18 protein-coding genes are annotated in these 24,896 nt (G+C 59.2%); 14 read left to right on the top strand and 4 right to left on the bottom strand.

Going from position 1 to position 24,896, the window contains the following annotated elements:
* Window positions 1–9: 9 nt before the first annotated feature.
* Both EF096_RS13805 and EF096_RS13800 read right to left on the bottom strand, forming a co-directional pair.
* Entirely contained in the window at window positions 10–987 is a 978-nt protein-coding gene (locus tag EF096_RS13805) for an alpha/beta hydrolase (protein WP_123890357.1), read from the bottom strand.
* Window positions 971–2,446, bottom strand: a complete 1,476-nt coding sequence (locus tag EF096_RS13800) for a flavin-containing monooxygenase (RefSeq protein WP_123890355.1) — start codon at window positions 2,444–2,446, stop codon at window positions 971–973. Before EF096_RS13800 ends, EF096_RS13805 begins: the two co-directional genes overlap by 17 nt.
* A gap of 99 nt (window positions 2,447–2,545) precedes the next feature.
* Between EF096_RS13800 and EF096_RS13795 the strand changes: the two genes are divergently transcribed.
* From EF096_RS13795 to EF096_RS13730, 14 genes are all read left to right on the top strand, one after another.
* A complete protein-coding gene (locus EF096_RS13795; protein WP_123890354.1) occupies window positions 2,546–3,577 on the top strand; it encodes an AraC family transcriptional regulator in 1,032 nt (343 codons plus the stop codon).
* A 140-nt stretch (window positions 3,578–3,717) separates the two neighbouring features.
* Window positions 3,718–4,896, top strand: a complete 1,179-nt coding sequence (locus EF096_RS13790; protein ID WP_123890352.1) for an acyl-CoA dehydrogenase family protein — start codon at window positions 3,718–3,720, stop codon at window positions 4,894–4,896.
* A gap of 19 nt (window positions 4,897–4,915) precedes the next feature.
* Window positions 4,916–6,058 carry an acyl-CoA dehydrogenase family protein gene (locus tag EF096_RS13785; protein ID WP_123890350.1) on the top strand — a complete coding sequence of 381 codons (1,143 nt, stop codon included), beginning with the start codon at window positions 4,916–4,918 and terminating at the stop codon, window positions 6,056–6,058.
* A 248-nt stretch (window positions 6,059–6,306) separates the two neighbouring features.
* Window positions 6,307–6,666 (top strand): CidA/LrgA family protein, encoded by a 360-nt coding sequence (locus EF096_RS13780; protein WP_123890348.1) that lies wholly within the window; start codon window positions 6,307–6,309, stop codon window positions 6,664–6,666.
* Window positions 6,666–7,385, top strand: a complete 720-nt coding sequence (locus tag EF096_RS13775) for an LrgB family protein (RefSeq protein ID WP_123890346.1) — start codon at window positions 6,666–6,668, stop codon at window positions 7,383–7,385. The genes EF096_RS13780 and EF096_RS13775 overlap by 1 nt, the downstream gene beginning before the upstream one ends.
* Before the next feature lie 238 nt (window positions 7,386–7,623).
* Window positions 7,624–9,027, top strand: coding sequence for a cytochrome ubiquinol oxidase subunit I (locus tag EF096_RS13770; RefSeq protein WP_123890344.1), 1,404 nt, complete (start codon window positions 7,624–7,626; stop codon window positions 9,025–9,027).
* A gap of 2 nt (window positions 9,028–9,029) precedes the next feature.
* Window positions 9,030–10,037 (top strand): cytochrome d ubiquinol oxidase subunit II, encoded by a 1,008-nt coding sequence (cydB, locus tag EF096_RS13765; RefSeq protein ID WP_123890342.1) that lies wholly within the window; start codon window positions 9,030–9,032, stop codon window positions 10,035–10,037.
* Window positions 10,021–11,700, top strand: a complete 1,680-nt coding sequence (cydD, locus tag EF096_RS13760) for a thiol reductant ABC exporter subunit CydD (protein WP_123890340.1) — start codon at window positions 10,021–10,023, stop codon at window positions 11,698–11,700. Before cydB (EF096_RS13765) ends, cydD (EF096_RS13760) begins: the two co-directional genes overlap by 17 nt.
* Window positions 11,693–13,354 (top strand): thiol reductant ABC exporter subunit CydC, encoded by a 1,662-nt coding sequence (gene cydC / locus EF096_RS13755; protein WP_123890339.1) that lies wholly within the window; start codon window positions 11,693–11,695, stop codon window positions 13,352–13,354. Before cydD (EF096_RS13760) ends, cydC begins: the two co-directional genes overlap by 8 nt.
* Before the next feature lie 299 nt (window positions 13,355–13,653).
* Complete coding sequence (locus tag EF096_RS13750) at window positions 13,654–15,210, top strand: cytochrome ubiquinol oxidase subunit I (protein WP_177412346.1); 1,557 nt, start codon at window positions 13,654–13,656, stop codon at window positions 15,208–15,210.
* On the top strand, window positions 15,210–16,349 hold the full coding sequence (gene cydB, locus EF096_RS13745) for a cytochrome d ubiquinol oxidase subunit II (protein ID WP_177412350.1): 1,140 nt from the start codon (window positions 15,210–15,212) through the stop codon (window positions 16,347–16,349). Before EF096_RS13750 ends, cydB (EF096_RS13745) begins: the two co-directional genes overlap by 1 nt.
* A 10-nt stretch (window positions 16,350–16,359) precedes the next feature.
* Window positions 16,360–16,473, top strand: coding sequence for a cytochrome bd-I oxidase subunit CydX (cydX, locus tag EF096_RS13740; protein ID WP_123890335.1), 114 nt, complete (start codon window positions 16,360–16,362; stop codon window positions 16,471–16,473).
* The gene (gene cydD, locus EF096_RS13735; RefSeq protein WP_235869742.1) at window positions 16,451–18,169 is read left to right on the top strand and encodes a thiol reductant ABC exporter subunit CydD; all 1,719 of its coding nucleotides are present in this window, start codon (window positions 16,451–16,453) and stop codon (window positions 18,167–18,169) included. Before cydX ends, cydD (EF096_RS13735) begins: the two co-directional genes overlap by 23 nt.
* Window positions 18,166–19,809, top strand: coding sequence for an amino acid ABC transporter ATP-binding/permease protein (locus EF096_RS13730; protein ID WP_123890333.1), 1,644 nt, complete (start codon window positions 18,166–18,168; stop codon window positions 19,807–19,809). Before cydD (EF096_RS13735) ends, EF096_RS13730 begins: the two co-directional genes overlap by 4 nt.
* A 6-nt stretch (window positions 19,810–19,815) precedes the next feature.
* Here the strand turns inward: EF096_RS13730 and EF096_RS13725 are convergent, their stop codons facing one another.
* On the bottom strand, window positions 19,816–23,100 hold the full coding sequence (locus EF096_RS13725; RefSeq protein ID WP_123890331.1) for a carboxyl transferase domain-containing protein: 3,285 nt from the start codon (window positions 23,098–23,100) through the stop codon (window positions 19,816–19,818).
* A 2-nt stretch (window positions 23,101–23,102) separates the two neighbouring features.
* Complete coding sequence (locus tag EF096_RS13720; RefSeq protein WP_235869741.1) at window positions 23,103–24,779, bottom strand: AMP-binding protein; 1,677 nt, start codon at window positions 24,777–24,779, stop codon at window positions 23,103–23,105.
* Window positions 24,780–24,896: the final 117 nt, after the last annotated feature.

Below are 24,896 nucleotides of genomic sequence, written 5' to 3'. Positions count from 1 at the left end.
GAATGAGCGTTAATCCCGCTTTATTGGTGCGGCTGCCGCTATGGGTTTGTTTGTACTGGCTTCGTCTATACGCACAAAATCCACCACGCGATCCAGAGCCTGGTCGGATGCTTTTAGCAGTCCGGTATGCGCCTGAAATACATGCCAGAGTCCTTTGTAGCGCTCCAGTCGCACTTGCACGCCTTCGGCTCGTGCCGCATCGGCCAAACGCAGACTGTCATTTAACAGCAGTTCGTCTTCGCCTACTTGCAACAATAGCCTTGGTAGCCCTCTGAGCTTGCCGTACAAAGGGGAGACGGCAGGGTCGGCTCTGTCTTGTCCAGGTTGGCAGTAGGCATCACGGGCGAGATCCATCCAGGCTGGGTGGATCAGTGGGTCGCCGGCAGCGGGGTTGTGCATCTGCTCACCGGTAAAGTCGGTAACCGGTGAAAAGCACACCAATGACTCGGGCATGGGCAGGCCCAGTTGCTGCAGCCGCTGGGCGGTGACCAGTACCAGATTACCGCCGGCGGAATCACCGGCGATCGTGATTTGCTCGGGGCGATAGCCTCGGGTCAGCAAGGCCTGATAGGCAGCGACGCAATCATCGCGCGCGGCGGGGTTGGGATAGGTCGGTGCCAGCCGGTAATCCAGTGCGCAAAGATCCCATTTCCCGCGGCTGACCATGGCTGAGCACAGGCTTCGGTGAGTCGCGGGTGATCCCAGTATGAAGGCACCGCCATGCAGATACAGCATTACGCGCCCATCGCTACCTTCGGCCGGGCGATGCCATTCGCACGGACGTTCGGCGATCAGACCGCGGCGCCGGCTCACGCCACGCGCCAGTGGCATGGCGCAGGTCAAGGCCGATAGCACCAGACGCTGTAGCGCAAGCGGCACTGGTGGGCGAATCAAACCGCGAAAGAAAATACGTAGCACGGCGCGCAGAGAGGCGCGCAAGCGCGGCTGTGCTTCTGGTGTGAATTCCTGATCAACGTACGCAGTCATAGTCGCTCAGCCTTGGTTTGCGGGTGAGGTGGCGATAGGCAAAGGTGAAACCGGGCCAGTTCACCGTTTGCTTGCCCTCGGCGGTGAGGTACCAGCTGCTGCAACCTTGTGCCCAAACGGTGCGCTTGGCTGAGTGCTGAATGCGCTGATTGTAGTTCGACTGTGCTTCAGTTCTGACGTTGAGATAGCGCAGCCGACGGCGTTTTAGCGTTTGCAGGCACTGGGATATATAGCGGAATTGGCTTTCCAGCATATAGATGATCGAGTTATGCCCGAGGTTGGTGTTGGGGCCATAGAGCATGAACAGGTTGGGAAAGCCGCTGATACAGATGCCTTTGTAGGCCTCGGCGCCGCTTTGCCAGGTTTGGTTCAGATCCTGTCCGTGCAGGCCGGTAATCTGCATCGGTGAAAGAAACTCGGTGGCGGCAAAACCGGTCCCGTAGATCAATACGTCGGCCTGGTGAGTTTGGCCATCGCGGGTCTGCACGCCATCCGCCACGACTCTCTCAATGGCATCGGTTACCAGCGTCACCTTGTCATCCGCCATAGCGGGGTAGTAGTTATTACTGATGAGTACGCGTTTGCAGCCCATGGGGTAATCAGGCGTAAGTGCCGACCGTTTGTGCGGGTCTTTGATGTGTTTGTGCATGTGCTTGAGGGCCGATTTTTCCTCCCGTTTCGCCAGTGCCGGGAAGTAGACAAACGCCAGAGCACGGACTTCGTGGGTGCAGTACTGCCAGACGCGGTCGAGCTGATGCAGCCAGGCAAAGCGTGAGAGGCGAGCGCGCTTCTTATCGTCATATTGTCGATCGTCTTTGGGCAGGACATAGGGCGCGCTGCGCTGAAACAGTAACATGCTGGCGACCAGTGGCACTATTTGCGGCACAAATTGAATCGCGGATGCCCCCGTTCCGATGACCGCTACGCGTTTGCCGCTTAGATCTACGTCATGCTGCCAGCGCGCGGAATGGAAAGCGGGCCCGGCAAAGTATTCAAGCCCGTCGAGCTCGGGCATCACTGGCCGATTCAGTTGGCCGCAAGCAGTGATCAGGGCACGGCAGCGCAGTTCTTCGCCGTCGATACTGGTCAGGCACCAGAGCCCTTGGCCCTCATCGAAGCGGGCACTTTTTATCTCGCAACCCAGGCGCAGCCTTGAGCGCAGGCCGTATTTGCTGACGCAGTGTTTTATATAAGCGTGAATATCCGGCTGGCGTGCGTACTTGTGGGGCCAGTCGGTGCGAGGCTCGAACGAATAGGAGTAGAGGTGCGATGGCACGTCGCAGCCGGAGCCGGGGTAGTCGTTATCGCGCCATGTGCCGCCAACGTCGTTGGCTTTTTCGATGATCAGAAAGTCGCTGATGCCTGCCTGGTCCAGCTGTATCGCCATACCAATGCCGCCGAAGCCGCTGCCAATAATGATGGCGCTGAGTACGGTGTTGGAGTGATTTTTCTTATACATTGTTTTCTCCTGTTGCTGCCGCCCATCTTAGCGCTTGTATGGCGTTGCGTTTATGGCATAGTCGGTCATAAAACTGTGAATTTCGGACAGGCTTCCATCATGCAAACACTTTCTTGGCCAGCGCATAGCCGTATTACCAGCGTGCAACTTTTGGCTCAGTTCGGCACCGATAATGGCCTATCGCTGGATCAGTGTCTGCAAGGCACTGGGTTGAGTGTTTTAGCGTTGGCCAATCCTCAGCAGGAAGCAAATGCCAGTCAGGAGTTACAGCTCATCGCGAACCTGCTGGAGGGTTTATCAGATCAGCCAGCGTTGGGCCTCGCTGCCGGGCAGCGTTATCGTTTGTCGCACTACGGAATTTGGGGATACGCCTTGCTCAGCAGCGGCAGCCTTCGCGAGGCGCTGGATCTGGGGCTGCGCTATCTTGACCTCACTTTTGCCTTCAGCCGGATAGAGTTGCATGTCGAGGCTGATCGCGCTTTTCTGCAGCTTGATGCTCAAGTGCTGCCAAAGGCGTTACACGACTTTGTGCTATTGCGTGATTGCGCCGCCATTGCCTTGATTCAGCGCGAGCTCACCGGGCAGGAATCGCCCTTTGCTGCGGTAGAGCTGTGTTTGCCGATACCTGAAGCGCAAGAGCGAGTGCTTTATTGTGAGGCGCTGGGTTGTGAGCCGCGTTTCGCTCGACCGCATAACCGGATTGAACTCGACCAGCGACTGCTCGACTTGCCATTAGCGGGTGCTAACGCGGCAACGGCGCAGCTGTGTGAGGCGCAGTGCCGACAACTGCTGCAGAGCTACCGGTCGCGTGGCGGCTTGGCAGCGCAAGTCCGTGAGCTTCTGCTCAGCCGGCCCGGACGGGTGCTGGATATGCCGCAATTAGCTGCACGTCTGAACATTGGCGAGCGCACCTTGCGGCGACGGCTGGCGGCAGAGCAAGTCAGCTTCCGTCAGTTGCTGGATGAAAGTCGGCAGGCGCTGGCCGAAGAACTGCTGGCCGTTGAAGGAATGCCCTTGGAAGCCATAGCCCAGCGACTGGGCTATGGTGAGTTATCCAACTTCATACATGCGTTCAAGCGATGGAAGGGCATGCCCCCGCGCCGATACCGTCAACAGCGCAGTGTCGGTTGACGGTTTTGCCTCAGCGCTGTCATCAGTGCAGCTAATGGTTACCCATTCCGCCGACCAAAGGCGGCTCACCCAGAGCGCTGCTAAGAGTATCTTTGTTGATTACTGTGTTCTGTTCCTATCCAACATTAAGGAGAGTACCTGTGGCCGATCTTGATGCCTTCCGCCAGCAAACCCGTGCCTGGCTGGATGAAAACTGCCCACTGAGTATGCGTAAGCCGATGACCAAGGAAAGTGACCAGTGCTGGGGTGGTCGCAACTTCACGTTTGCCAGTGAAGACCAGAAGCTCTGGTTGGACCGCATGGCTGCCAAGGGCTGGACCGCGCCAGACTGGCCGACCGAGTATGGCGGTGGCGGTCTTTCGCAGGAAGAGCACAAGGTGCTGCGCGAGGAGCTGGCGCGGATCAGCGCGCGTCCTGCGCTGTCGAGCTTTGGGGTGTGGATGATTGGCCCGGCCATTCTCAAGTTTGGCTCTGAGGAGCTTAAGCGTCAGCATTTACCGCCAATCGTTCGCGGCGAGATTCGTTGGTGTCAGGGTTACAGCGAGCCGGGCGCCGGCTCCGATCTTGCCGGCCTGCAGAGCCGTGCGGTTGATGAGGGTGATCATTTTATTGTTAATGGCCAGAAGGTCTGGACTTCCTACGCTGATAAGGCTGATTGGATGTTCTGTCTGGTGCGTACCAACCCGGATGCCAAGAAGCAACTGGGCATCAGCCTGGTGCTGTTTGATATGACCACACCAGGCGTCAGCACCAAACCCATCAAGTTGATCTCCGGTAGCTCTCCTTTCTGCGAGACCTTCCTGGACAACGTGCGAGTTGAAAAGAGTCAGGTGGTGGGTGAGATCAACGCAGGTTGGACGATCGCTAAATACCTGCTGACCCATGAGCGCGAGATGATCGGCGGGATGGGCCGCACGGCCTCAGGACAGAAGACACTGGCGCAGATTGCGGTGGAGTGTATTGGCCTGGATGGCGGCAAGCTGGCGGACGATATGCTGCGCGGTGAAATCGCGCATTGGGATCTGGATGCCAAAGCCTTTGAGTTGACCGCCGAACGAGTGGTTGATGAAGCCAAGGCGGGGCAGGGCGTAGGTGCCGCATCGGCCATGCTCAAGTACTACGGCACTGAGCTGAACAAGCGTCGGCAGGAGCTCCTGGTGGCGCTGCATGGTAGCGACGGACTCGTCTGGGAAGGAGAGGCACACCGCGAGGGTGCGATTGCGCGTAACTGGCTGCGCTCCAAGGGCAACTCGATTGAGGGTGGCACGAGCGAGGTTCAGCTTAACGTCATCTCCCGCAACATTCTTGGGCTCCAGTAACCGGTTAGAGGATTACGTCATGTCAGCATTGGTATTGAACGAAGAACAACAGATGCTCAAGGATGCGGCCAAGCGCTTTATGTATGAAAGTGCGCCGGTCAGTCAGTTGCGCGCCTTGCGTGATAGTGAGGACGCAACCGGTTTCTCCCGTGAGTTGTGGCAGGGTATGGTTGAGATGGGCTTTGTCGGCACGCTTATTCCCGAGGCGCTGGGCGGCTCGCAGTTTGGCTACCTCGGTATGGGTCAGGTGTCTGAGCAGGCGGGTCGCAATCTCAGCGCTTCGCCCTTGCTTTCGACTGCTGTGGGCGGGGTTGCTGCACTGCTATTGGCGGGCTCCAACGATCAACAGCACGCGCTGCTACCCAAGGTGGCTGCCGGTGAGTTGTTACTCTCGCTGGCTGTGGATGAGACGCCTCGGCACAACCCCTCGCAGGTCAGTACCCGGTTGGAGTCCAAGGGCGATGGTTTTGTCCTCAATGGTCGCAAGCAGTTTGTGATCGATGGCCATGTTGCCGACAAACTGATCGTCTCCGCGCGCAGTAGTGGTGCCGATAGCGAGCGCGACGGCATCAGCCTGTTGCTGGTCGATCGCACGGCTGCCGGCGTTAAAGTCGAGCGTGTCAGCATGGCTGACAGTCGCAATGCGGCGCTGGTTACCTTTACCGATGTGGCGGTAGCAGCGAGCGATCTGCTCGGCGAGGCTGGTAAAGGTTTCGACGCGCTGGAGTTGACACTGGATGTGGTCAATGGGCAGTTGGCCGCCGAGTTGCTGGGCCTCTCGTTGGAAGCCTTTGAGCGTACTGTGGCCTACCTGCAGGAACGTAAGCAGTTTGGTGTAACGCTAAGCTCTTTCCAGGGGCTACAGCACCGTTGCGCGCATTTGTTCAGCGAGCTGGAGCTGATCAAATCGGTTGTACTGAAAGCGCTGATGGCGCTGGATGAGGGCGATGAAGATGCGTCCATGCTGGTGAGTCTGGCCAAGGCCAAGGCATCCGAAGTGGCTGAGCTGGCGACTAACGAGGCGGTGCAAATGCACGGCGGCATGGGCATGACCGATGAGTTTGATATCGGCCTGTTCATGAAGCGCGCGCGTTGCGTGCAAGCCCTGTTTGGTGACTTTCGCTATCACGCCAACCGTTTCGCCCTGCTGCGAGGTTATTGAGCGAAATACAGCATAGGCTCTTGCCTCGGCGCCAGACCAGCTATGCTGGTGCCTTGGTAAAACCTGAGGAACCCCGCATTGATCATTTGGTGCGGGGTTCTTTAATATTGGTCTGACCATTTTTGTCTTTTGGGTGCTGCTGCTCTGGTTGGGCATCCTACCGTTTACCAATTACTACGAAGGCAGGGCTAGGCACCCCGCGCTTGACTGGTTAACCTTGCTAGCACTTTGGCTTGAAGGACCCGACCATGCTGTTACGCGGAATGACCTGGCTGATCTTTTTTCAGCTGCTGGGGACAGGACTCAATGTCCTGCTGTTGCCTATTTTGCCGGGGCCTATCATCGGTATGGTACTGATGGTGGCTTATCTTTGCCTGCGCGGAGAGGTGAGTGAGTCTATTAGCCTGGCGGCCGGCGGCTTGTTGAAATATCTGCCTCTGATTCTGGTACCGCCAGCCGTCGGGATCATGGCCTATGGCGCCGAGATCGCGGCGGACGCGACCGCAATCCTGCTCACCCTGGCCATTTCGCTGGCGATCAGCTTGCCGTTTTGTGGTTGGTTGATGCAACGCATGATCCTGCGGCAGCAGGGCAGGGATGATTCGTGATGGGTAGCCTGCAAGAGGCCTGGGCGGCCATTCTCAGTCATCCTCTGTTCTGGGTCGGCATGACGCTGGCGGCCTACCAGTTCGGGCTGGCATTGTATGAAAGGACCAAGCTGGCAGTATTCCACCCGGTGCTGGTTTCCACGCCGGTGCTGGTGCTGCTGATTTGGCTGGCGGGCGAGGATTACGCACATTATCGGGACGCTGTCTCACCGTTGCTGGTGCTTCTGGGGCCTGCGACTGTCGCTCTGGCTATACCGTTGTACCTCAACCTGCGCCGGATTCGCAGTTTCTTCTGGCCCGTGGTGGTGTGTCTGCTGGTGGGCGGTGCCTTTGCTACTCTGATGGCGATTTTGCTGGCCTGGTTGCTGGGCGCTGAGCCCATGATCATGATGACCTTGGCACCCAAGTCTGTAACCTCGCCCATTGCCATGTTGGTTGCGGAGCAAATTGGTGGCGTTGCCGCCCTGGCAGCGGTCTTTGTGATGTTTACCGGTGTGCTGGGTGCGATCTTCGGCCCTTGGTTGTTGCGTATTTGTGGCGTTGATCATCCTGCCGCCTGGGGTATGGCGATGGGGATGACTGCTCACGCGGTAGGTACCTCGCGTGCCTTGGAAGAAGGTGAGGAGGCTGGCGCCTTCGCGGCCTTGTCGATGAGCCTGATGGGGATGGCGACCGCGCTGTTATTACCGCTCGCCGTCTCGTTATGGACTATGCTTTGAGTCAGATACGTTTTGGCCAGCTCTGTTGGGTAAGTGATCGCTCCCGATCCTGATTGCGTCTGATACACATCAGGCGCTTGCCTGCGGCAATTGGTCCGTTCCTTTATTGATCTATGTCAAGCAAACTGCAATCTGGAACATTCCAGTCTGTTGCGGAGTCACAGCCAGAGTCCCTGTCGCTTGCCACACTCTGTTAAACGGATAACCGGCGTCATAATTCCCAGAAGGAGCAGTACGCATGGAATTGGATCCTCTCCTGTTGTCACGCATGCAGTTTGCGTTCGTCGTGTCCTTTCACGCCATCTTTCCGGTGTTCAGTATTGGTCTCGCGACCTTCATCGCCTTCTTGGAAATGCTTTCATTCAAGACCGGTAACCCGGTTTGGGAGCGCTTGTCCAAGTTCTGGGTGCAGGTGTTTGCGGTGGTATTCGGCATGGGCGTGGTGTCGGGTATCGTCATGTCCTTCCAGTTCGGTACCAATTGGAGTAACTACTCCTACGCTGCGGCCAACTTTCTCGGGCCGATGCTCAGTTATGAAGTAATTACTGCCTTCTTCCTGGAAGCCGCCTTTCTCGGCGTATTGCTGTTTGGTCGTAACCGGGTACCCAAGGGCCTGCATTTATTTGCCGCCTGCATGGTGGCGCTGGGCACCATGATCTCAACCTTCTGGATTCTTTCCGCCAACAGCTGGATGCATACGCCAGCTGGCGTAGAGCTGCGTGATGGTGTGTTTTTCGTGACCTCCTGGAGTGAGGCGATCTTTAACCCATCCTTTCCCTATCGTTTGGCGCACATGGTGCTTGCCTCGTTCCTGACGGGTTCCTTTGTGGTCTCGGGGGTGAGTGCCTGGTATCTGCTGCGTGGCCGCGAGGTAGAGGTGAATCGCAAGGCGCTATCCATGTGCCTGTGGCTGATCCTGATCCTGGCACCTACGCAGGCGGTGGTCGGTGACTTTCATGGTCTTAATACCCTGGAGCATCAACCGACCAAGGTTGCGGCGATGGAAGCCAACTGGGAGACCTCATCGGGCGTGCCATTGTTGCTGTTTGCTTGGCCAGACAAGGAAAGCCAAAGCAATCTCATCGAGATTGGCATTCCCAAGCTGGCGAGCCTGATCCTGACCCACGACATTGATGGCGTAGTGCCAGGGCTCAAGGACGTACCTGTGGCCGAGCAACCCGAGGTGCCGCTGGTTTTCTGGGGCTTCCGCGTGATGGTCGGTTTGGGTCTGCTGATGATTGGCACTGCTTTTATTGGTTTGCTGCTGCGCTACAAGCAGCGTTACTGGCAGACGCCCTGGTTTTTGCAGGGGCTGCGGCTGATGAGTGTTACTCCCTTTATTGCGGTTCTAGCGGGGTGGGTCGTCACCGAAACCGGCCGATCGCCATGGTTGGTGTATGGAATGATGACGCACGCTGAGGGGGTTACGCCTTCACTAACGGGTGGTATGGCGCTGTTTACCCTGCTGGGCTACATCACGGTTTACTTGATGATCTTCAGTGCAGGCCTGTATTACCTGATGCGCGTATTGCAAGACGGTCTGGAAGTCGACGCTCTGCATGGCGAGGAGGACGATGATGTGCATCGGCCCTCACGTCCGCTGTCGGGTAGTGACGTGACATTCGAACACAAGGGGGCCTGAGCATGGAATCGCAAATCTTTGATCTGTCGATGATCTGGGCGATGATTATTGCCTTCGCGGTGATCATGTATGTGCTGATGGATGGCTTCGATCTGGGCGTCGGGATGCTGTTTCCGTTTGCCCCGGATGAAGATGCCCGCGACGTGATGATGAACTCGGTAGCGCCCGTCTGGGATGGCAACGAAACCTGGCTGGTGCTGGGTGGCGCTGGCCTGCTCGGGGCGTTTCCGCTGGTTTACTCGATCCTGCTACCGGCTTTGTACATTGGCGTCTTTTTGATGCTCGCGGGTCTGATCTTCCGTGGTGTGGCGTTCGAGTTTCGCTTCAAGGCGAAAACCTCACGCTATCTGTGGAACTGGGCCTTTGCCGGCGGCTCCTATCTGGCTGCTTTTGCCCAGGGCGTGGTGGTTGGCTCCTATATTCAGGGGTATAAAACCGAAGGGTTGGTTTACGCTGGTGGCGCCTTTGACTGGCTTACGCCTTTTACCGTGATGACCGGTGTAGGCCTTATGGCAGGCTACGCGTTGCTGGGTAGCACCTGGCTGATCATGAAAACCGAAGGTTATATCCAGCAGTGGGCCTACCGGGTTGCGCCCTGGTTGTTGGCTGCAGTGTTAGGTGTGTTTGGCATTATCAGTATCTGGACGCCGTCGGTGGACCCAAGTGCCTATGAGCGCTGGTTCTCTATGGTGCGCTGGATCTGGATATTCCCGCTGCTGGCGCTGTTTTTTGCCTATCAGATATGGAGTGGGCTGCGTAAACGCAAGGAAGTGGTACCGTTTTTGGCCACCATGGCGATGTTTTTCTCTACCTATTTTGCCTTGCTGTGGACCCGCTGGCCTTACGTTATTCCGCCCAATTTCACCTTGTGGGATGCCGCCTCGGCGCCGGGATCACAGCTGTTCCTGTTACTTGGGATGCTGTTTGTAATTCCGATCATCCTCGCCTACACGGCCTGGACCTACTGGATCTTCCGCGGCAAGGTGCGCGTGGGTGAAGGCTATCACTGAGTCTGGTCGCCGCAGTCGCAGCTGGCTGCGGCAGCAGGGGCTGGCTGTCAGGGGCTTGCTGCGTGCAGCGGTGCTGGCGGGGGTGCTGCAGACCCTCGCCATCATTGTACAGATGGGTTTGATCGCCTGGCTGGTGCATGCACTCCTGATTGTTGGGCTCCCTTTTACTTCTTTGTTCTGGCCGGCAGGCGGTTTGCTGCTGGCGATAATACTACGCGCGTTTGCTCAGGCCGCTCAGGAGCGCTGCGGCCAACATGCCAGTGCCAGGGTGCGACAGCAGGTACGTGAGCAGTTGGCTGCAGATTGGTCGTTACTTGGTCCGGTGCGCTTGGCCGATCGCTCCAGTGCGATGCTGACCAATCAATGGGTCGAGCAGGTCGAAGCCCTTGATGGTTATTACGCGCGTTATCTTCCGCAGCAGTGGCTCGCACTGCTGTCTCCTTTATTGATCCTGCTGCTGGTGTTCTGGCTTGACTGGCTCGCGGCGCTGTTTCTGTTGCTGGCGGCACCGCTGATCCCTCTGTTTATGGCGCTTATTGGCATGAGTGCGGAAAAGATCAGTCAGCAGCACGTGCTGGAGGCTGGGCGGCTGGCCGGGCATTTTCTTGATCGAGTACGTAGTCTTACCAGTCTGCAGCTGTTTGGTCAGACCGGGGCGGCCACAGCTTCGATTCGGGACGCGGCCGAGCGTTATCGTTCGGTAACCATGCGCACCTTGCGTGTGGCATTTCTGTCTTCTGCCGTGCTGGAGTTTTTTGCCTCGGTGGCGATTGCAGTAGTGGCGATGTACATCGGCTTCGGTTTGCTCGGTTATATAGATTACGGGCCAGCGGGGCAGTTGACGCTGTTCTCCGGCTTGCTGATCCTGCTACTTGCGCCCGAGTTCTTCCAGCCACTGCGCAGTCTGGCGCAGTCCTATCACGATCGCGCGGCCGCGCTTGGCGCAGCCGATGGCATGGCTGCATTACAGGTAGAAGCCGCCAGTGTGGCGCGTCCGCAAATGGTCGTGTCCGGTTCCGATGATAGCCTGGTGCAGATTAGCGGTCTGTCGCTGGACTATCCGGGCCGAGATCGGGCGTTGGACCAGGTTTCACTGGATATCCGCCGTGCTGAAGTGGTCGCGTTGGTTGGTCCTTCCGGGTCAGGCAAGTCGAGCCTGCTGCATTGTCTTGCCGGCTTCGTCACGCCGACGACAGGTGCTATCAGTCTGTTTGGGCAGTCGCCCGGTCAGCAGCCGCTGGCGTGGTTAGGCCAGCAACCCTTTTTGATCAAGGGAAGTTGGGCCGAGAATCTGCGTCTGACTGCACCGCAAGCGGATACCTCTGCGCTGTTGCAGGCGATTGAGGCGGTCGGCTTGAGCGCTCTGTTGGCCGCGCAACCACAGGGACTGGACACGCTGCTGGGCGAAGGCGGGCGAGGCCTTTCGGGCGGGCAGGCGCAACGCTTGGCATTGGCACGGGTGTGGCTGTCTGATGCTCCGCTGGTGCTGTTGGACGAGCCTACGGCCAGTTTGGATGAGCATAGTGAGGGCGCGGTCATTGTAGCGCTAAGGGCGCTGGCGGCGTCTGGCAGAACGCTGGTCATCGCTACGCATCACCCGAGCTTGATGGCGCTGGCCAGTCGACGCTACCACTTGGAAAAGGGGCGCCTGGCAGATGTCTGAGTTGAAGCCCTGGCTGGCCTTGATGATGCAGCGGCGTATGCGGCTGTTGCTGGGCGCCTTGCTGATGGCGCTGACGCTCTTTAGCGCGATAGGGTTGCTGGCGTTATCTGGCTGGTTTATTACCGCAACCGGGGTGACTGCACTGTTGTGGGCGGCAGGGCAGAAGGTGATGTTTGATATCTACATGCCGGGTAGCGGTATACGCTTCTTCGCGCTGACCCGCACAGTGGCGCGCTACTCAGAGCGCGTTTACAACCACAACACGGTACTCAGCCTGCTGGCAGATTTGCGCGGTCGGCATTTTGCTGCGCTGACGCTGCTTGATGGCGCGACCCTCAGTCGCCTGCGCGCTGCGCAGTGGTTAAACCGTCTGACGGCAGATATCGATACGCTGGATACGCTGTACCTGCGCTTGCTGGCGCCGCCTTTGGTGGCGCTGCTCGGCATTGTGCTGGTCTGCGGCTTGATCGCAGTCTTCCATGTGTCGCTGGCACTCATTGCCGGGGCAATGCTGCTGTCCTTGTTGCTTGCGCTGACCCTAGGTATGGCGCTTTTGGGTTTGCACTACAGCGCGCGACGGGTGGAGCAGTTGGACGCGTTACGCGTGCTGGCGTTAGAGCAGTTGCAGGGGCAGGCAGAGCTGGCGGCGGCGGGCGCCATTGAGCGGCATCGGCAGCACTTGCTGGCAGCCAGCCAGCAGATGCTAAGCGAACAGCTCGTGCTGCAGGGGCGTGTTGCCTGCGGGCAAGCACTGGCAACCCTGGGAGTAATGAGCACGGTAGCTGTGTGCCTGTTCGGCACGATCCAGGCTTATGCCGCTGGTGTGTTATCCGGGCCGGTGATGGTGATGATCCCGCTGGCGCTGATGGCCCTGAGCGAAGGCTTTGCGGGCTTGCCGGCGGCCTTCGCTCAGGGCGGTGCTACTCGCGCGGCTGCGACGCGCTTGAATCAGCAGGTCGCTATGAGCAGTCGTCTGGTCGAGCCGCTTGATCCTGCGCCCGTGCCTTCCGAGCTATCACTGCATTGGCAGGGCGTTGGCGTCCGGCACGCCGGTCTGCAGGATTTTGATCTGGTATTGCACAGCGGCGAGCGCTTGGCGCTGATCGGGCCCTCGGGTGCTGGCAAGTCCACGCTGGCGGCACTGGCATCACGTTTGATCGACCCGGATTGCGGGGTAGTCAGTGTGGGCGCTGCTGGCCCACGGGATGTATCGCTGCAGGCGCTCTCGCTGGAGCAGTGGCGAGCCAGGGTTGGTTATCTGACGCAGCAGACTGAACTGCTGCACGACAGCATCAGTGCCAACCTGCTGCTGGGTAACCCGGCAGCCACCAAAGAGCAGCTTTGGGCAGTGCTGGAGCTGGTAGATCTAGCGGATCTGGTCGATGCAATGCCAGCCGGTATGAATACCTGGGTGGGTGAGTCAGGTACACAGTTGTCCGGTGGTGAAGGGCGTCGCCTGGCGCTGGCGCGCGTGCTGCTCAAGGACGCGCCACTGATTATTCTCGACGAGCCATTCAGTGGTCTCGACGCCGCTACCCGAGACCGCGTCAGTGCGCGCCTGGAGCCTTGGCTGGCGGGTCGCACTGCCTTGTTTCTGGGGCATGACGCCGCACTGTTGCCACGGTCAGATCGCGTAGTGCTACTCGGCGACTAGTTCAGTCTCGTATCTTCTCCTCTTGATCTTTAATGCATGCTGCTGAGCCGCTGCGACCCCCCGTCGCAGCGGCTCAGCAGCTATTGTTGATGCATGTCAATTAGCCAGCTGCAAGCGCACTGTACTGTGGCTCGGCACTCAATGTGCAAAGGCTTGCGCGCTCGCGCCCAGCCCGCGGCTGACAAAACAGTCAAGGCTCCACGTTTGCCCTGAGACGGCTTTGTGCCAAGGGCTTGCCGGAGGTGCCAACCTGATCTGACGGCCCTTCCTGATTTTCCGCACTGCTACGGAGCATGCAGATGGACATTGTTGATCTTTCCAGAATGCAGTTTGCCCTGACTGCCATGATTCACTTTCTGTTCGTACCTCTGACGCTAGGGATGGCTTTTTTGCTGGCCATTATGGAGTCGGTGTATGTGATGACCGGCAAACAGATATACCGCGATATGACCCAGTTCTGGGGCAAGTTGTTCGGTATCAACTTTGCTCTTGGCGTAACCACCGGCTTGGCGATGGAGTTCCAGTTTGGTACGAACTGGGCCTACTACTCGCATTATGTCGGCGACATCTTTGGCGCGCCTCTGGCGATCGAAGCCTTGATGGCTTTCTTTCTTGAGTCCACGCTTTTTGGTCTGTTCTTCTTTGGCTGGGAGCGCATGAGTAAGGTCAAGCATCTGGCGGTGACCTGGTTAATGGCGATTGCCACCAACCTGTCGGCGCTATGGATCCTGATCGCCAACGGCTGGATGCAATACCCGATTGGCTCCGAGTTCAATATTGAAACCATGCGCATGGAAATGACCAGCTTCGCGGAAGTGCTGTTGAATCCGGTCGCGCAGGTCAAGTTTGTACATACCGTTTCGGCTGGCTATGTCACCGGCGCCATTTTCATGCTGGCCATTTCCAGCTGGTATCTGCTCAAGGGGCGTGATCTGCCGTTTGCCCGTCGCAGTTTTGCCATTGCATCCGCGTTTGGTCTGGCCGGCGTATTGTCGGTCATCGTCTTGGGTGACGAGTCGGGCTACGAGGCCGGTGAGGTGCAGCAAGTGAAGCTGGCCGCAATCGAGGCGGAGTGGGAAACCCAGGAAGCGCCTGCTGCCTTTACCCTGTTTGGCTTGCCCAACGAGGAAACGCAGCACACCGATTATGCCGTCAAGATTCCTGCGGTACTGGGCTTGATTGCGACTCGCTCGCTGGACGAGCAGGTGCCCGGCCTGCGTGAGATCAAAGAGAACAACCTGAAGCGAATCGTGCGTGGGCAGCAAGCTTACGATTTGATGCAGCGTATTCGTGCCGGCGACAAATCTGCGACCACGCTGGAGGCCTTTAACGCGGTGCGCGATGACCTCGGGTTTGGTCTGCTGCTCAGTGGTTATACCGACGATGTGCTTAACGCCAGCCCGGAAGAAATCGCGGCGGCAGTAGAGGCGACCGTGCCCAAGGTCTGGCCGCTGTTCTGGAGCTTCCGTGTGATGGTGGGCTGCGGCATGCTGATGTTGTTGCTGTTCGCTTGCGCCTTCTGGCATAGCGCGCGGCGCACTCCGGATAAACCCAAGTGGCTGCTCAAGTTCGCCATATTCAGTCTGCCGCTGCCTTGGATTGCCTGTGAGACCGGCTGGTTTGTTGCCGAATACGGCCGCCAGCCCTGGGCCATTGGTGAAATTCTGCCAACCCATTTGGCGGTGTCGAGTCTGTCGGTTAGCGAAGTGTGGTTCACGCTGATTTCCATTGCTGTGCTGTACACCATCTTCGTGATTATCGAGGTATGGCTGATGACCAAATATGCACGCAAGGGCCCGTCCAGCCTGCATACCGGTCGCTATGACCTTGAAACCACCCATGTACAGGAGGCTTGATCATGGATTATGAAGCGCTGCGGTTTATCTGGTGGTTGCTGATTGGTGTGCTACTGATTGGCTTTTCGGTCACCGACGGGTTTGATATGGGCGTGGCAGCACTGCTCAAGGTCGTGGGCAAGAACAACGACGAGCGCCGTGTCATGATCAATACCATTGCGCCACATTGGGATGGTAATCAGGTCTGGCTGGTGACGGCAGGCGGCGCGCTGTTCGCCGCCTGGCCGACGGTCTACGCCGCCTCGTTCAGTGGCTTTTATCTGGCCATGATGCTGACGCTATTTGCACTCTTCCTGCGCCCGCTGGCGCTGGAGTATCGCTCCAAGATCGACAATGAGCAGTGGCGCAGCCGCTGGGACTGGTTGCTGACGCTGGGCTCTGCTGTGCCAGCGCTGATCTTCGGTGTCGCCTTTGGCAACCTGTTGCAGGGCGTGCCCTTCCAGTTCGATAACCTGTTGCGACTGGACTACACCGGCAATCTGCTGGGTTTGCTCAATCCTTTTGCGTTGCTGGCCGGCGTTCTGAGCCTGCTGATGTTCGTCAATCACGGCGCAGCCTATCTGCAACTCAAGAGCGAAGGGCAAATCAAGGCGCGCAGCGAGCGGATCGCCAGTCTGCTGTCGCTGACTTGTGCCGTACTCTTTGTTCTCGGCGGTGTCTGGCTGTGGCTGGGGGTCGACGGTTACCAAGTGGTCAGTGTGATTGACACCAACGGTGCCAACCATACAACTGACAAGGTAGTGGAAGTGGTATCGGGTGCCTGGTTCAACAATTATGGCAAGCAACCGCTGCTGTGGCTGGTGCCGGCGTTGGGTGTTATCGGCTTCGTATTGTGCTCGCTGTTCAGTCGCTTGACCTGGCACGTGTCGGCCTTTGTCAGCTCGGCTTTGGCGATGGCGATGGTGCTGGTTACCACTGGCATCAGCATGTTCCCCTTCGTTATGCCGTCATCCTTGATGCCTAATCACAGTTTGACCATGTGGGATGCTACCGCCAGTGAAACCACGTTATCGATCATGTTTGTGGTGGCCTGTGTGTTTGTACCGCTGATTCTGGCCTACACCGCCTGGGGTTATTTCGTGATGCGCGGCCGCCTGAATGAACAGCAAATTCGCGACAACACTCACAGCATGTATTAAGGAGAACGCAATGTGGTATTTCGCTTGGATTCTGGGTGTGCTGCTGGCTTCGTCTTTCGCCATCGTCAACGCGATGTGGTTGGAACTCAACGGCTACGTGGGTGAAGAAGATCAGACCGACTGAGGCCTCTCGCGGCGGCGTACAGCACTGGCTGCGTCAGGTGCTGGCGCCGCACAAGCCATTGCTGAACGCTGCGCTGATGCTGGGCTATATCTCGGCCTTGCTGCTGGTGTGGCAAAGCTGGTTGCTGGCGCTATTGTTCTCCGATTGGCTAGTGGCGTGGCAGCAGCTAGGCGCCGCCGCGCTGAACGTCAGTCTGTTGCGCGATCTTCTGCCCTGGTTGCTGCTTTGTCTGCTGCTGCGCCCGCTGTTGCAGTATGGCCGCGAACGGCTCTGTCAGCAGGTCAGCCTGCGAGCGCGTAGCGGACTGCGTGAACAGTTGTTGGCACAGTTGGCGGCGCTGGGGCCAGGAAGGCAGGCGCTGGGCGCCGATGCGGTGTTGGGCAGCCGCCTGCTGGAGCAGGTTGATGCGCTGGATGGTTATATCAGCCGCTATCACGTGCAGCGCTATCTGGTGGTGTTGGTGCCGCTTACGCTGCTGCTCTGCATTTTCTATTACAGCCCACTGGCTGGCATCCTGATGCTGGTTACGGCACCGCTGGTACCGCTTTTTATGGTTTTGTTGGGTAAAGCGGCCGCCGCTGCCAGCCAGAAGCAGTTTGTTGCCCTGGCGCGTATGAGTGGCCGCTTTATGGATTTGTTGCGTGGCTTGAAGACGCTTCAGCATCTGCAGGCGGTACCGCAAGCCGAGGCTGAGGTGACCCAGGCGGCCGAGCACTACCGTGCCGGCACCATGGGCGTGCTGCGTATGGCCTTTTTGTCTGGTGCGGTACTGGAGTTCTTCTCGGCGCTGGCTATCGCGCTGGTGGCGCTTTACCTGGGCCTAGGTCTGCTGGGAATACTGCCCTGGGCCAAGGGCAGTATTCCGGTGCCTTACCAGGGCGCCTTGTTTATTCTGCTGTTGGCGCCCGAGTTTTATAACCCGTTGCGTCAGTTGGGCTCGGACTATCACGCCAAGGCAGAAGCCGAGGCCGCACTGACCGAGCTAATGCCGCTGCTTGAGTTGCAGGTTTGGCAGCATCCGGGGCAGCAGCCGTTGCAGTTGAGTACGGCGCCGTCACTGGCGTTTCACCAGCTCGACATAGCCCAGCGCCTGGCACCCTTCAACTTGCAGCTGGCTGCGGGTGAGCGAGTAGTGCTGCAGGGCGCCAGCGGCAGTGGCAAGTCCAGCCTGCTGCAGGCCGTGCTCGGTTTTCTCCCTTACGGTGGTGAGATTCGCATCAATCAGCAATCGCTGCTGACACTGCGGCGCGCAGATTGGCATCAACAGCTGGGCTTCCTGTCACAGCAGCCACAACTCCTGCACGGCAATCTGGCAGACAATCTGCGTCTGGCGGCCCCCGAAGCCAGCGACGCGCAATTGGTCGCGGTACTGGATCAGGTCGCCCTTTGGCCGCTTATCCGCCAGCTACCCTTGCAGCTACAAACGCCCCTGGGTGAGCGTGGGCTGGGGTTGTCGGGTGGTCAGCTGAGCCGATTGGCACTGGCGCAGCTGTTGCTGCGTGACACACCGGTCTGGCTGCTGGACGAACCTACAGCCCACCTTGATCCGCAAACAGCTGCGCATATCAACGCGTTGCTGGAGCGCCTCAGTCAGGGGCGCACTGTGCTGTTGGTCAGTCATGAACTCGGTGGCCTGGAGTGGGTGGACCGGGTCGTCAGTCTGGATGCGCCCAGCGTAACGCAGGTGACAGCATGAATCGGAAACTGAACTCGATACGGCTGCGCGGCTTGTTGCGTAGTCGTATGGGTGAGTGGAATCTGGCGCTGTTTCTGGGGGGCTGCACCCTGTTTGCTGCCATCTCGTTGCTGGCAATATCCGGCTGGTTTATCAGCGCGGCGGCACTGGCGGGTTTGACCACCACAGCGGCTTACGGCTTTGACTATTTTCGGCCGGCGGCACTGATTCGCCTGTGCGCCATTGTGCGCACTGGTGGACGCTACGCCGAGCGGCTGGCATCGCACCACGCAGCACTCGGCTTGCTAAAGGATTTGCGCATCAGCCTGTTCGCCCGTGTCGCGGGGCGCGGTCACAGCGCGGTGACCCGCTCCAGCAGCGCTATGCATCGTCTGGTAGCGGATATTGATCTGCTCGACTTCTTTCCCCTGCGGGTGGTCGCGCCCTGGTTCTGGGCGTCGCTGTTAACCGCGGTGTTGCTGGGTGGCTTTTATCTACTGGCGCCCTTGCTGGCGTTGGCAGCGCTGCCGGGTGTGCTGTTGGCCTGGTTGCTGTTGCCCTTGCTGGCGGGGCGGCACGCTGCTCGACTGGCACGGGCCGACGTCGGGCTCGCCGAGCAGCGGCGCATTCTGTTGCTGGATAATCTGCAGATGCTGACCCCGCTGCTGCTTTGGCAGCGTTGGTCGGCACGTCAGGCGGTGTTTGCTGGTGAAGATCAGCGCTTCAGCGCGCAGCGCCTGCGACAGCAGCAATGGGTCAGCCTGATTGCTGCGGGGCAACAGCTTGGCTTGTCCTTGAGTTTGTTGGGTATGCTCTGGCAGGGCGGCTTGCTGGTACAGGCTGGCGAACTTAGTTTGCCTTTGCTGTTGGCGGCGGTGCTGGGGCTGTTGGGCTTGACGGAGGTGCTGTTGCCGCTGGCGCAGAGTTTTATTGCATTGGGGTTGAGCCAGGCCGCGCGCGACCGACTGAACCAGTTGACCAGCGAGCCGGCAAAGCAGACAGAGCAGGGTGCGGCGGCACTGACCGAGTTGTACAGCTTGAGTCTGAGTGGTCTGAGCGCACGGCACGAGGGAGCGCTGAGCGGTCCGCAGCAGGTTGATCTGCAGCTGAAGGCGGGCGACGTACTATTGCTGAGCGGCCCCTCCGGTTGTGGCAAGTCTACCCTGCTGGAGGTGCTGGCCGGCGAACCGCTGGACTATAGTGGCGAGCGCTTGTTGAACGGCAAGGCATACGAGCACTGGCAGTGGCGCTCCGTCATCGGATACCTGCCGCAGCAGCTGGACATATTCGATATGACGCTGGCTGAAAACCTGCGTTTGGGGCAGCCAGCGGCTACGGAGCAGCAGCTCTGGGCAGTGCTGGAGGATGTTGCACTGGCGGATTGGGCGCGTGCTCGGCCGGCGCAGTTGAATACCACGCTTGGCGAGTACGGCGCGCAAGTCTCCGGCGGACAGGCGCGGCGCATTGCGCTGGCGCGATTGCTGCTGGCGCAGCGCCCGTTGTTGTTGCTGGATGAGCCCTTTGCCGGCCTGGATGCCGCTACCCGCGAGCAGGTATTGGCCGCGCTTTTGCGGCGCCAGGCGAGCGGTATGCTGGTGATTGTCAGCCATCAGCCGCTGGAGCTGGAAAAGGCTCAGCGGCTGCAGCTGACGATGAACTAAGCCGGATTACCAGGTATCCACGAACGGCCGAGTGCCTTTGCGGCGTGATTCAGCAGGCGCGGCGTTGAGGCCGCGCAGCAGCCAGTTACGCGTTTCCAGTGGATCAATCACGGCGTCTATTTCCAGGAAGCTGGCCATGCTGATGCCCTTGCCGCGGGCGTATAGCTCAGCCACCATCTTGTCGAAAAACGCCTGCTGTTCTTCGGGATCCTCCAGTGCTGCCAGTTCCTTGGCATAACCCAGCCGCACCGCACCTTCGAGTCCCATGGCGCCGAACTCGCTGCTTGGCCAGCCGATGGTAAACAGCGGCGCGTGGAAGCTGCCGGCGGCCATCGCCTGTGCGCCCAGCCCGTAGCCCTTGCGCAAAACCACAGTGAAGAACGGGATACTCAGACTGGCAGCGGTGACGAACATGCGCGAGACATGTCGCACAGTCGCCTGCTGCTCGGCGTCTGGACCGACCATGAAACCGGGGGTGTCGCACAGCGATACCATGGGCAGCCCATGCGCCTGACACAGCTGCATGAAGCGCGCCGCCTTGTCACCGGCCACCGCATCGATAGCGCCACCCAGATGCATGGGGTTATTAGCAATCAGGCCGAAGGGTTTGCCTTCGATACGGATCAGCGCGGTAATTAGCCCCGGCGCGAACTGTCGGCGTAATTCCAGTACCGAGCCGGCGTCGGCCAGCTTGTCGATGACTTGGCGGATGTCATACACACGCAGACGGTTTTCCGGTATCAGGTGGCGTAGCTCGCGCTGGTCGGCGCACTGCCAGTCAGGTGTGTCGCCCTGAAAGTACGAGAGGTATTGCTTGGCCACCTGAGTGGCGGCGGCTTCATCCGCCACTACCACATCAATCACGCCATTAGGGCTCTGCATGCTGACCGGGCCGACTTGCTCGGGAGTAAAGCGGCCCAGGCCACCACCCTCAATCATCGCCGGACCAGCCATGCCAATGGTGGCGTTTTCGGTCGCAATGATCACGTCGCAGCAACCCAATAGCGCGGCGTTACCGGCAAAGCAGCGGCCGGATACCACACCCACGGTCGGCACCATGCCGGACAGGCGCGCCATGCGCATGAAGGTAGTGCAATCGAGCCCGGCTACGCCCACCTTGTCGATATCACCGGGCCGGCCGCCGCCGCCCTCGGTGAAGAACACCAGCGGCAGCTGCCATTGCTCCGCCAATTCCAGCATGCGGTCGGTTTTCTTGTGATTGGTCACACCCTGGGTACCGGCAAATACGGTGTAGTCGTAGGACAGAGCCATGCAGCGTGCGGCTTCAGCGCCAAATTGCGCGGCGTTGATGGTGCCAATGCCAGTGATCAGGCCGTCAGCCGGGCTCATTTCCAGCAGCTCAGCGTGCGTGCGGCGGCTGCGCTGGGCGGCGAGCGCAAAGCCGCCGTATTCCATAAAGCTGCCGTCGTCGAGCAGATCCGCCAGGTTCTCCCGCGCGGTGCGCTGGCCGGTCTTACGGCGTTTGGCGACCGCCTTTGGGCGGCGCTCGTCGGTCAGGTCAGCCTGTCGCTCCAGTACTTCGTGTAGATCCGCACGAATGTACTCCAGATCAATGGCTTCTTCGCTCAGCTGTTGGTCAGCCGCCACCTCGGCAGGCTCAAGGTAGAGCAGGGCACTGCCCTCAAATACCCCCGCGCCGGGCTCGATCGCCAGCGCACGAACAATGCCGCTCTGTTCAGCCTTGACCACAAACTCCATCTTCATGGCTTCGAGTACCGCGACCTGCTGGCCGGCGGCGACGGCGTCGCCAATGGCCACATCCAGGCTGACCAGTACACCCTGCACGGGGGATTTGAGCGGCTCGGTTCCTGCGGGAGCGGCTATCGCCTCTTGCTGCTCGGTGCCTGCCGTCTTGCCGGCGCTGAAGTAGCGATGTGGGTGCGCGCTGGATTGGTTTGCGGTCAGCTCCGAAGCATGCGCCTCGATGAAGCCGGTACTGACATCGTTGGCCTTGACGGCTGCATGCTGCAGCAGGTTTTGCAGAAACTGCAGGTTGCTGCTCACCCCTTCCAGACGGAATTCGCAGAGAGCGCGGTAGGCGCGGCGCAGCACGCCAGCGTAGTCGTCATCGGCCTGCACAATCAGTTTGGCGATGAGCGAATCAAAGCGAGGGCTGGTGGTGTAGCCGCTATAGCCATAACCGTCTACACGTACGCCGGGGCCGCTGGGCGGCTCGTAGGCGCTCAAGATGCCACCTGCGGGGCGTGCGCTACCGTCCTCACCCATGCTCTCCAGGTTAACCCGTAGCTGCACTGCGAAGCCTGATGCGGCGGGTATCTGCGCCTGCTGCAGTCCCAGTTCGGCAAGGCTGGCGCCCGCGGCAAGACGAATCTGGGTTTGTGCCAGATCAATGCCGGTGACGGCTTCGGTGACCGTGTGTTCTACCTGAATACGCGGGTTGGCCTCCATAAACACAAAGTCGCCCGCGTCTTCATCCAGCAGAAACTCTACAGTGCACAGACCGCGGTAGCCGACGGCTTGGGTAAGGGTTCTGGCCGCAAGCAGCAGTTGCTCGCGGACACCGGCGTCGAGCGATGGGGCGGGGGCGATTTCCAGCAGTTTCTGATTGCGCCTTTGCAGGGTGCAGTCGCGCTCCCAGAGATGGCTAACCTCGTCGCCGTCGCCGATGACCTGTACTTCGATATGCCGGGCACGGGTAATCAGGCGCTCGATATAGAGCGACTCATTGCCAAACGCGCTTTTGGCTTCCGAGCTGCAGCGGGCAAAGGCTTCGTCCAGTTCATCCAGATGACGCACCGCGCGCATGCCACGTCCGCCGCCACCCGCCAGCGCCTTGAGCATCACTGCAGCACCCTCACCGAGTGATTGCATAAATTCGCGCGCTTGCTCCAGTGAGGTGGGCTCGTTGGTGCCTTGTACCAGTGGCACACCCTTCTGCAATGCCAGTCGCCGTGCGCTGGCCTTATCGCCGAAGGTCTCGAGTACCTCAGGCGCCGGGCCGATAAAGGTGATGCCCGCGGCCTGGCAACGGCGGGCAAACTCGGCGTTTTCGCTGAGAAAACCGTAGCCTGGGTGAATGCCATCACAGCCCTGCGCCTTGGCAGCGCTGATTAACTGCTCCATATCCAGATAGGCGGCGGCGCCCTGGCCCGTGAGGGCGATGGCTGAGTCGGCACGGCGTACATGTAGCGATTCGGCATCGTCTTCGGCGTAGACCGCGACGCTGGTGATATTCATCTCTGCCAGTGCGCGGGCAAGGCGGATGGCGATTTCGCCGCGGTTGGCGATCAGTACGCTGTTGAATGGCATGCTTAGTTGATCCAATCCTGTAGTTCCTGTTTTTTGACCTTGCCGGTCGCCGTCATGGGTAATGTATCCACCAGGCGGATCTCCGGCACCTTGAAAATGGCCATGGCGGACTTGCACCAGGCGTGCAGTGATTCGGCGCTGCTATTGCTGCCGGGCTTGCAGATAATGAAGGCCACGGGCATTTGCCCGCGCTGCTCATCAGGTCTGCCGATCACCGCTGAAGCAAGGATGTCCGGGTGCTGGCCAAGCATGGCTTCCAGTTCGCTGGGGAATACGCTCATGCCGTTGACCTTGAGCATCTCCTTGCGCCGCCCAAGATAACGAATGAAACCCTGTTCGGTAATCACGCCGCTGTCACCCGTATGCAACCAGCCATCGCGCAGCGCCTCGGCACTGGCCTCGGGTTTGTTCCAGTAGCCCTTTAGCAGTGAAGGTGTGCGTACGCACAGCTCGCCTTCGCTACCCAGTGGCAGCAGGTCGCCAGTGGCAAAATCGCAGACTTTGAACTCGGTGCCGGGCACCGGCAGGCCAACGAAAGTCGGTGCCGATTTGAGATCGAAATTATCTTTCTGCAGGCCTGCAGTAAAGGTATCGCAGGTATGGGTTTCGGTCATTCCGAAGCTGGTTTCAAACAGGGTGCAGCCCGTCAATGCGCGCCAGCGCTGTCGATACTCGGGCGTCAGCTTCTTGATGAAAGAGACGCAGCTGGTCGTTTCCAGCGAGCTTAAATCAAATTCGCTAACCTGCGGGTGATCGAGCACCTCGGAGGCGCTATCGACCAGCAGTCCGGTCTGCTTGACGCGGTAGTGTTGCACCGCGCTCATGAAGGTCAGGGCATCCCAGCGTGCCAGCAGTACCAGCGTGGTACCGGCGAAGACCGGATAGAGCAGGCCGGCATTTTCACCGGCAATCCAGAACTCGGGCATAAAGTTCAGGCTGATGCGCTCCGCATCAAGCCCGAGTGCAACCGGCAGGAAGCTGGCGCAGGTGTAGAGCATGTCGCCGTGGGTATGAATGCAGCCCTTGGGCAGTCCGGTGGTGCCGCCGGTGTAGTTCAGCGCAGCGATATCATCGAGGTTCAATTCGGGCAGGTTGTCTGCCGGTGCAATAGTCTGCAGGGCAGGCAGCATGTCGATGCTATCGGTGATCGGCAGTTTGGGCGCCTGCAGCAGATCGGGCACCGGGATGGGCGGCTGGGCCGGGCAGAGTTCGGACAGGCTGGTGCTGATCACCAACTGCAGGCTGGTCTCTGCCCGAATGTCGCGCACGACCGGTAATAACTGATCAAAGCAAACGATGGCATTGGCGCCACTGTCGTTTAGCTGATAGCTCAACTCCATACCCTTGGCCATCGGGCTAACGGGCGCATGAATGGCGCCGGCCTTGAGGATGCCGTAGAAGGCGATGTGCAGCTGCGGGCAGTTGGGCATGAACACCGCAACCCGGTCGCCAGGATTAATCCCTTGTTGATACAGCAGGGCGGCAAAACGATTACTCAGGTCGTCCAGTTCGGCGTAGCTGAGTTGATGGCCATAAAAATGAATGGCGGTTTTATTCGGTGACTTTTTTGCCCAGTGTTGCAGGTAACGAGTCAGCGGTTGCTCGCCCAATGGATATACCGGCTCGGTGGGCGCGTCGGAGGGCCATGCGGCCTGCTGCAGGGCGCGTAAAGTGGTCAAGTAATCGATTTCCTGCATCTTATTGCCCTCGGTTATTAATTGTTGTGTTGTGCAGCTTAGGCTTTAGAGGCGCTGGTATGAAGCGAAGCTTATTCATCTATAATCATGAATAAGCTT

Origin of the sequence: Pseudomonas neustonica (assembly GCF_003797945.1) — a bacterium.
Taxonomy (GTDB): Bacteria; Pseudomonadota; Gammaproteobacteria; order Pseudomonadales; family Pseudomonadaceae; genus Halopseudomonas; species Halopseudomonas neustonica.
This window is presented reverse-complemented; position numbering and strand designations above follow the sequence as displayed.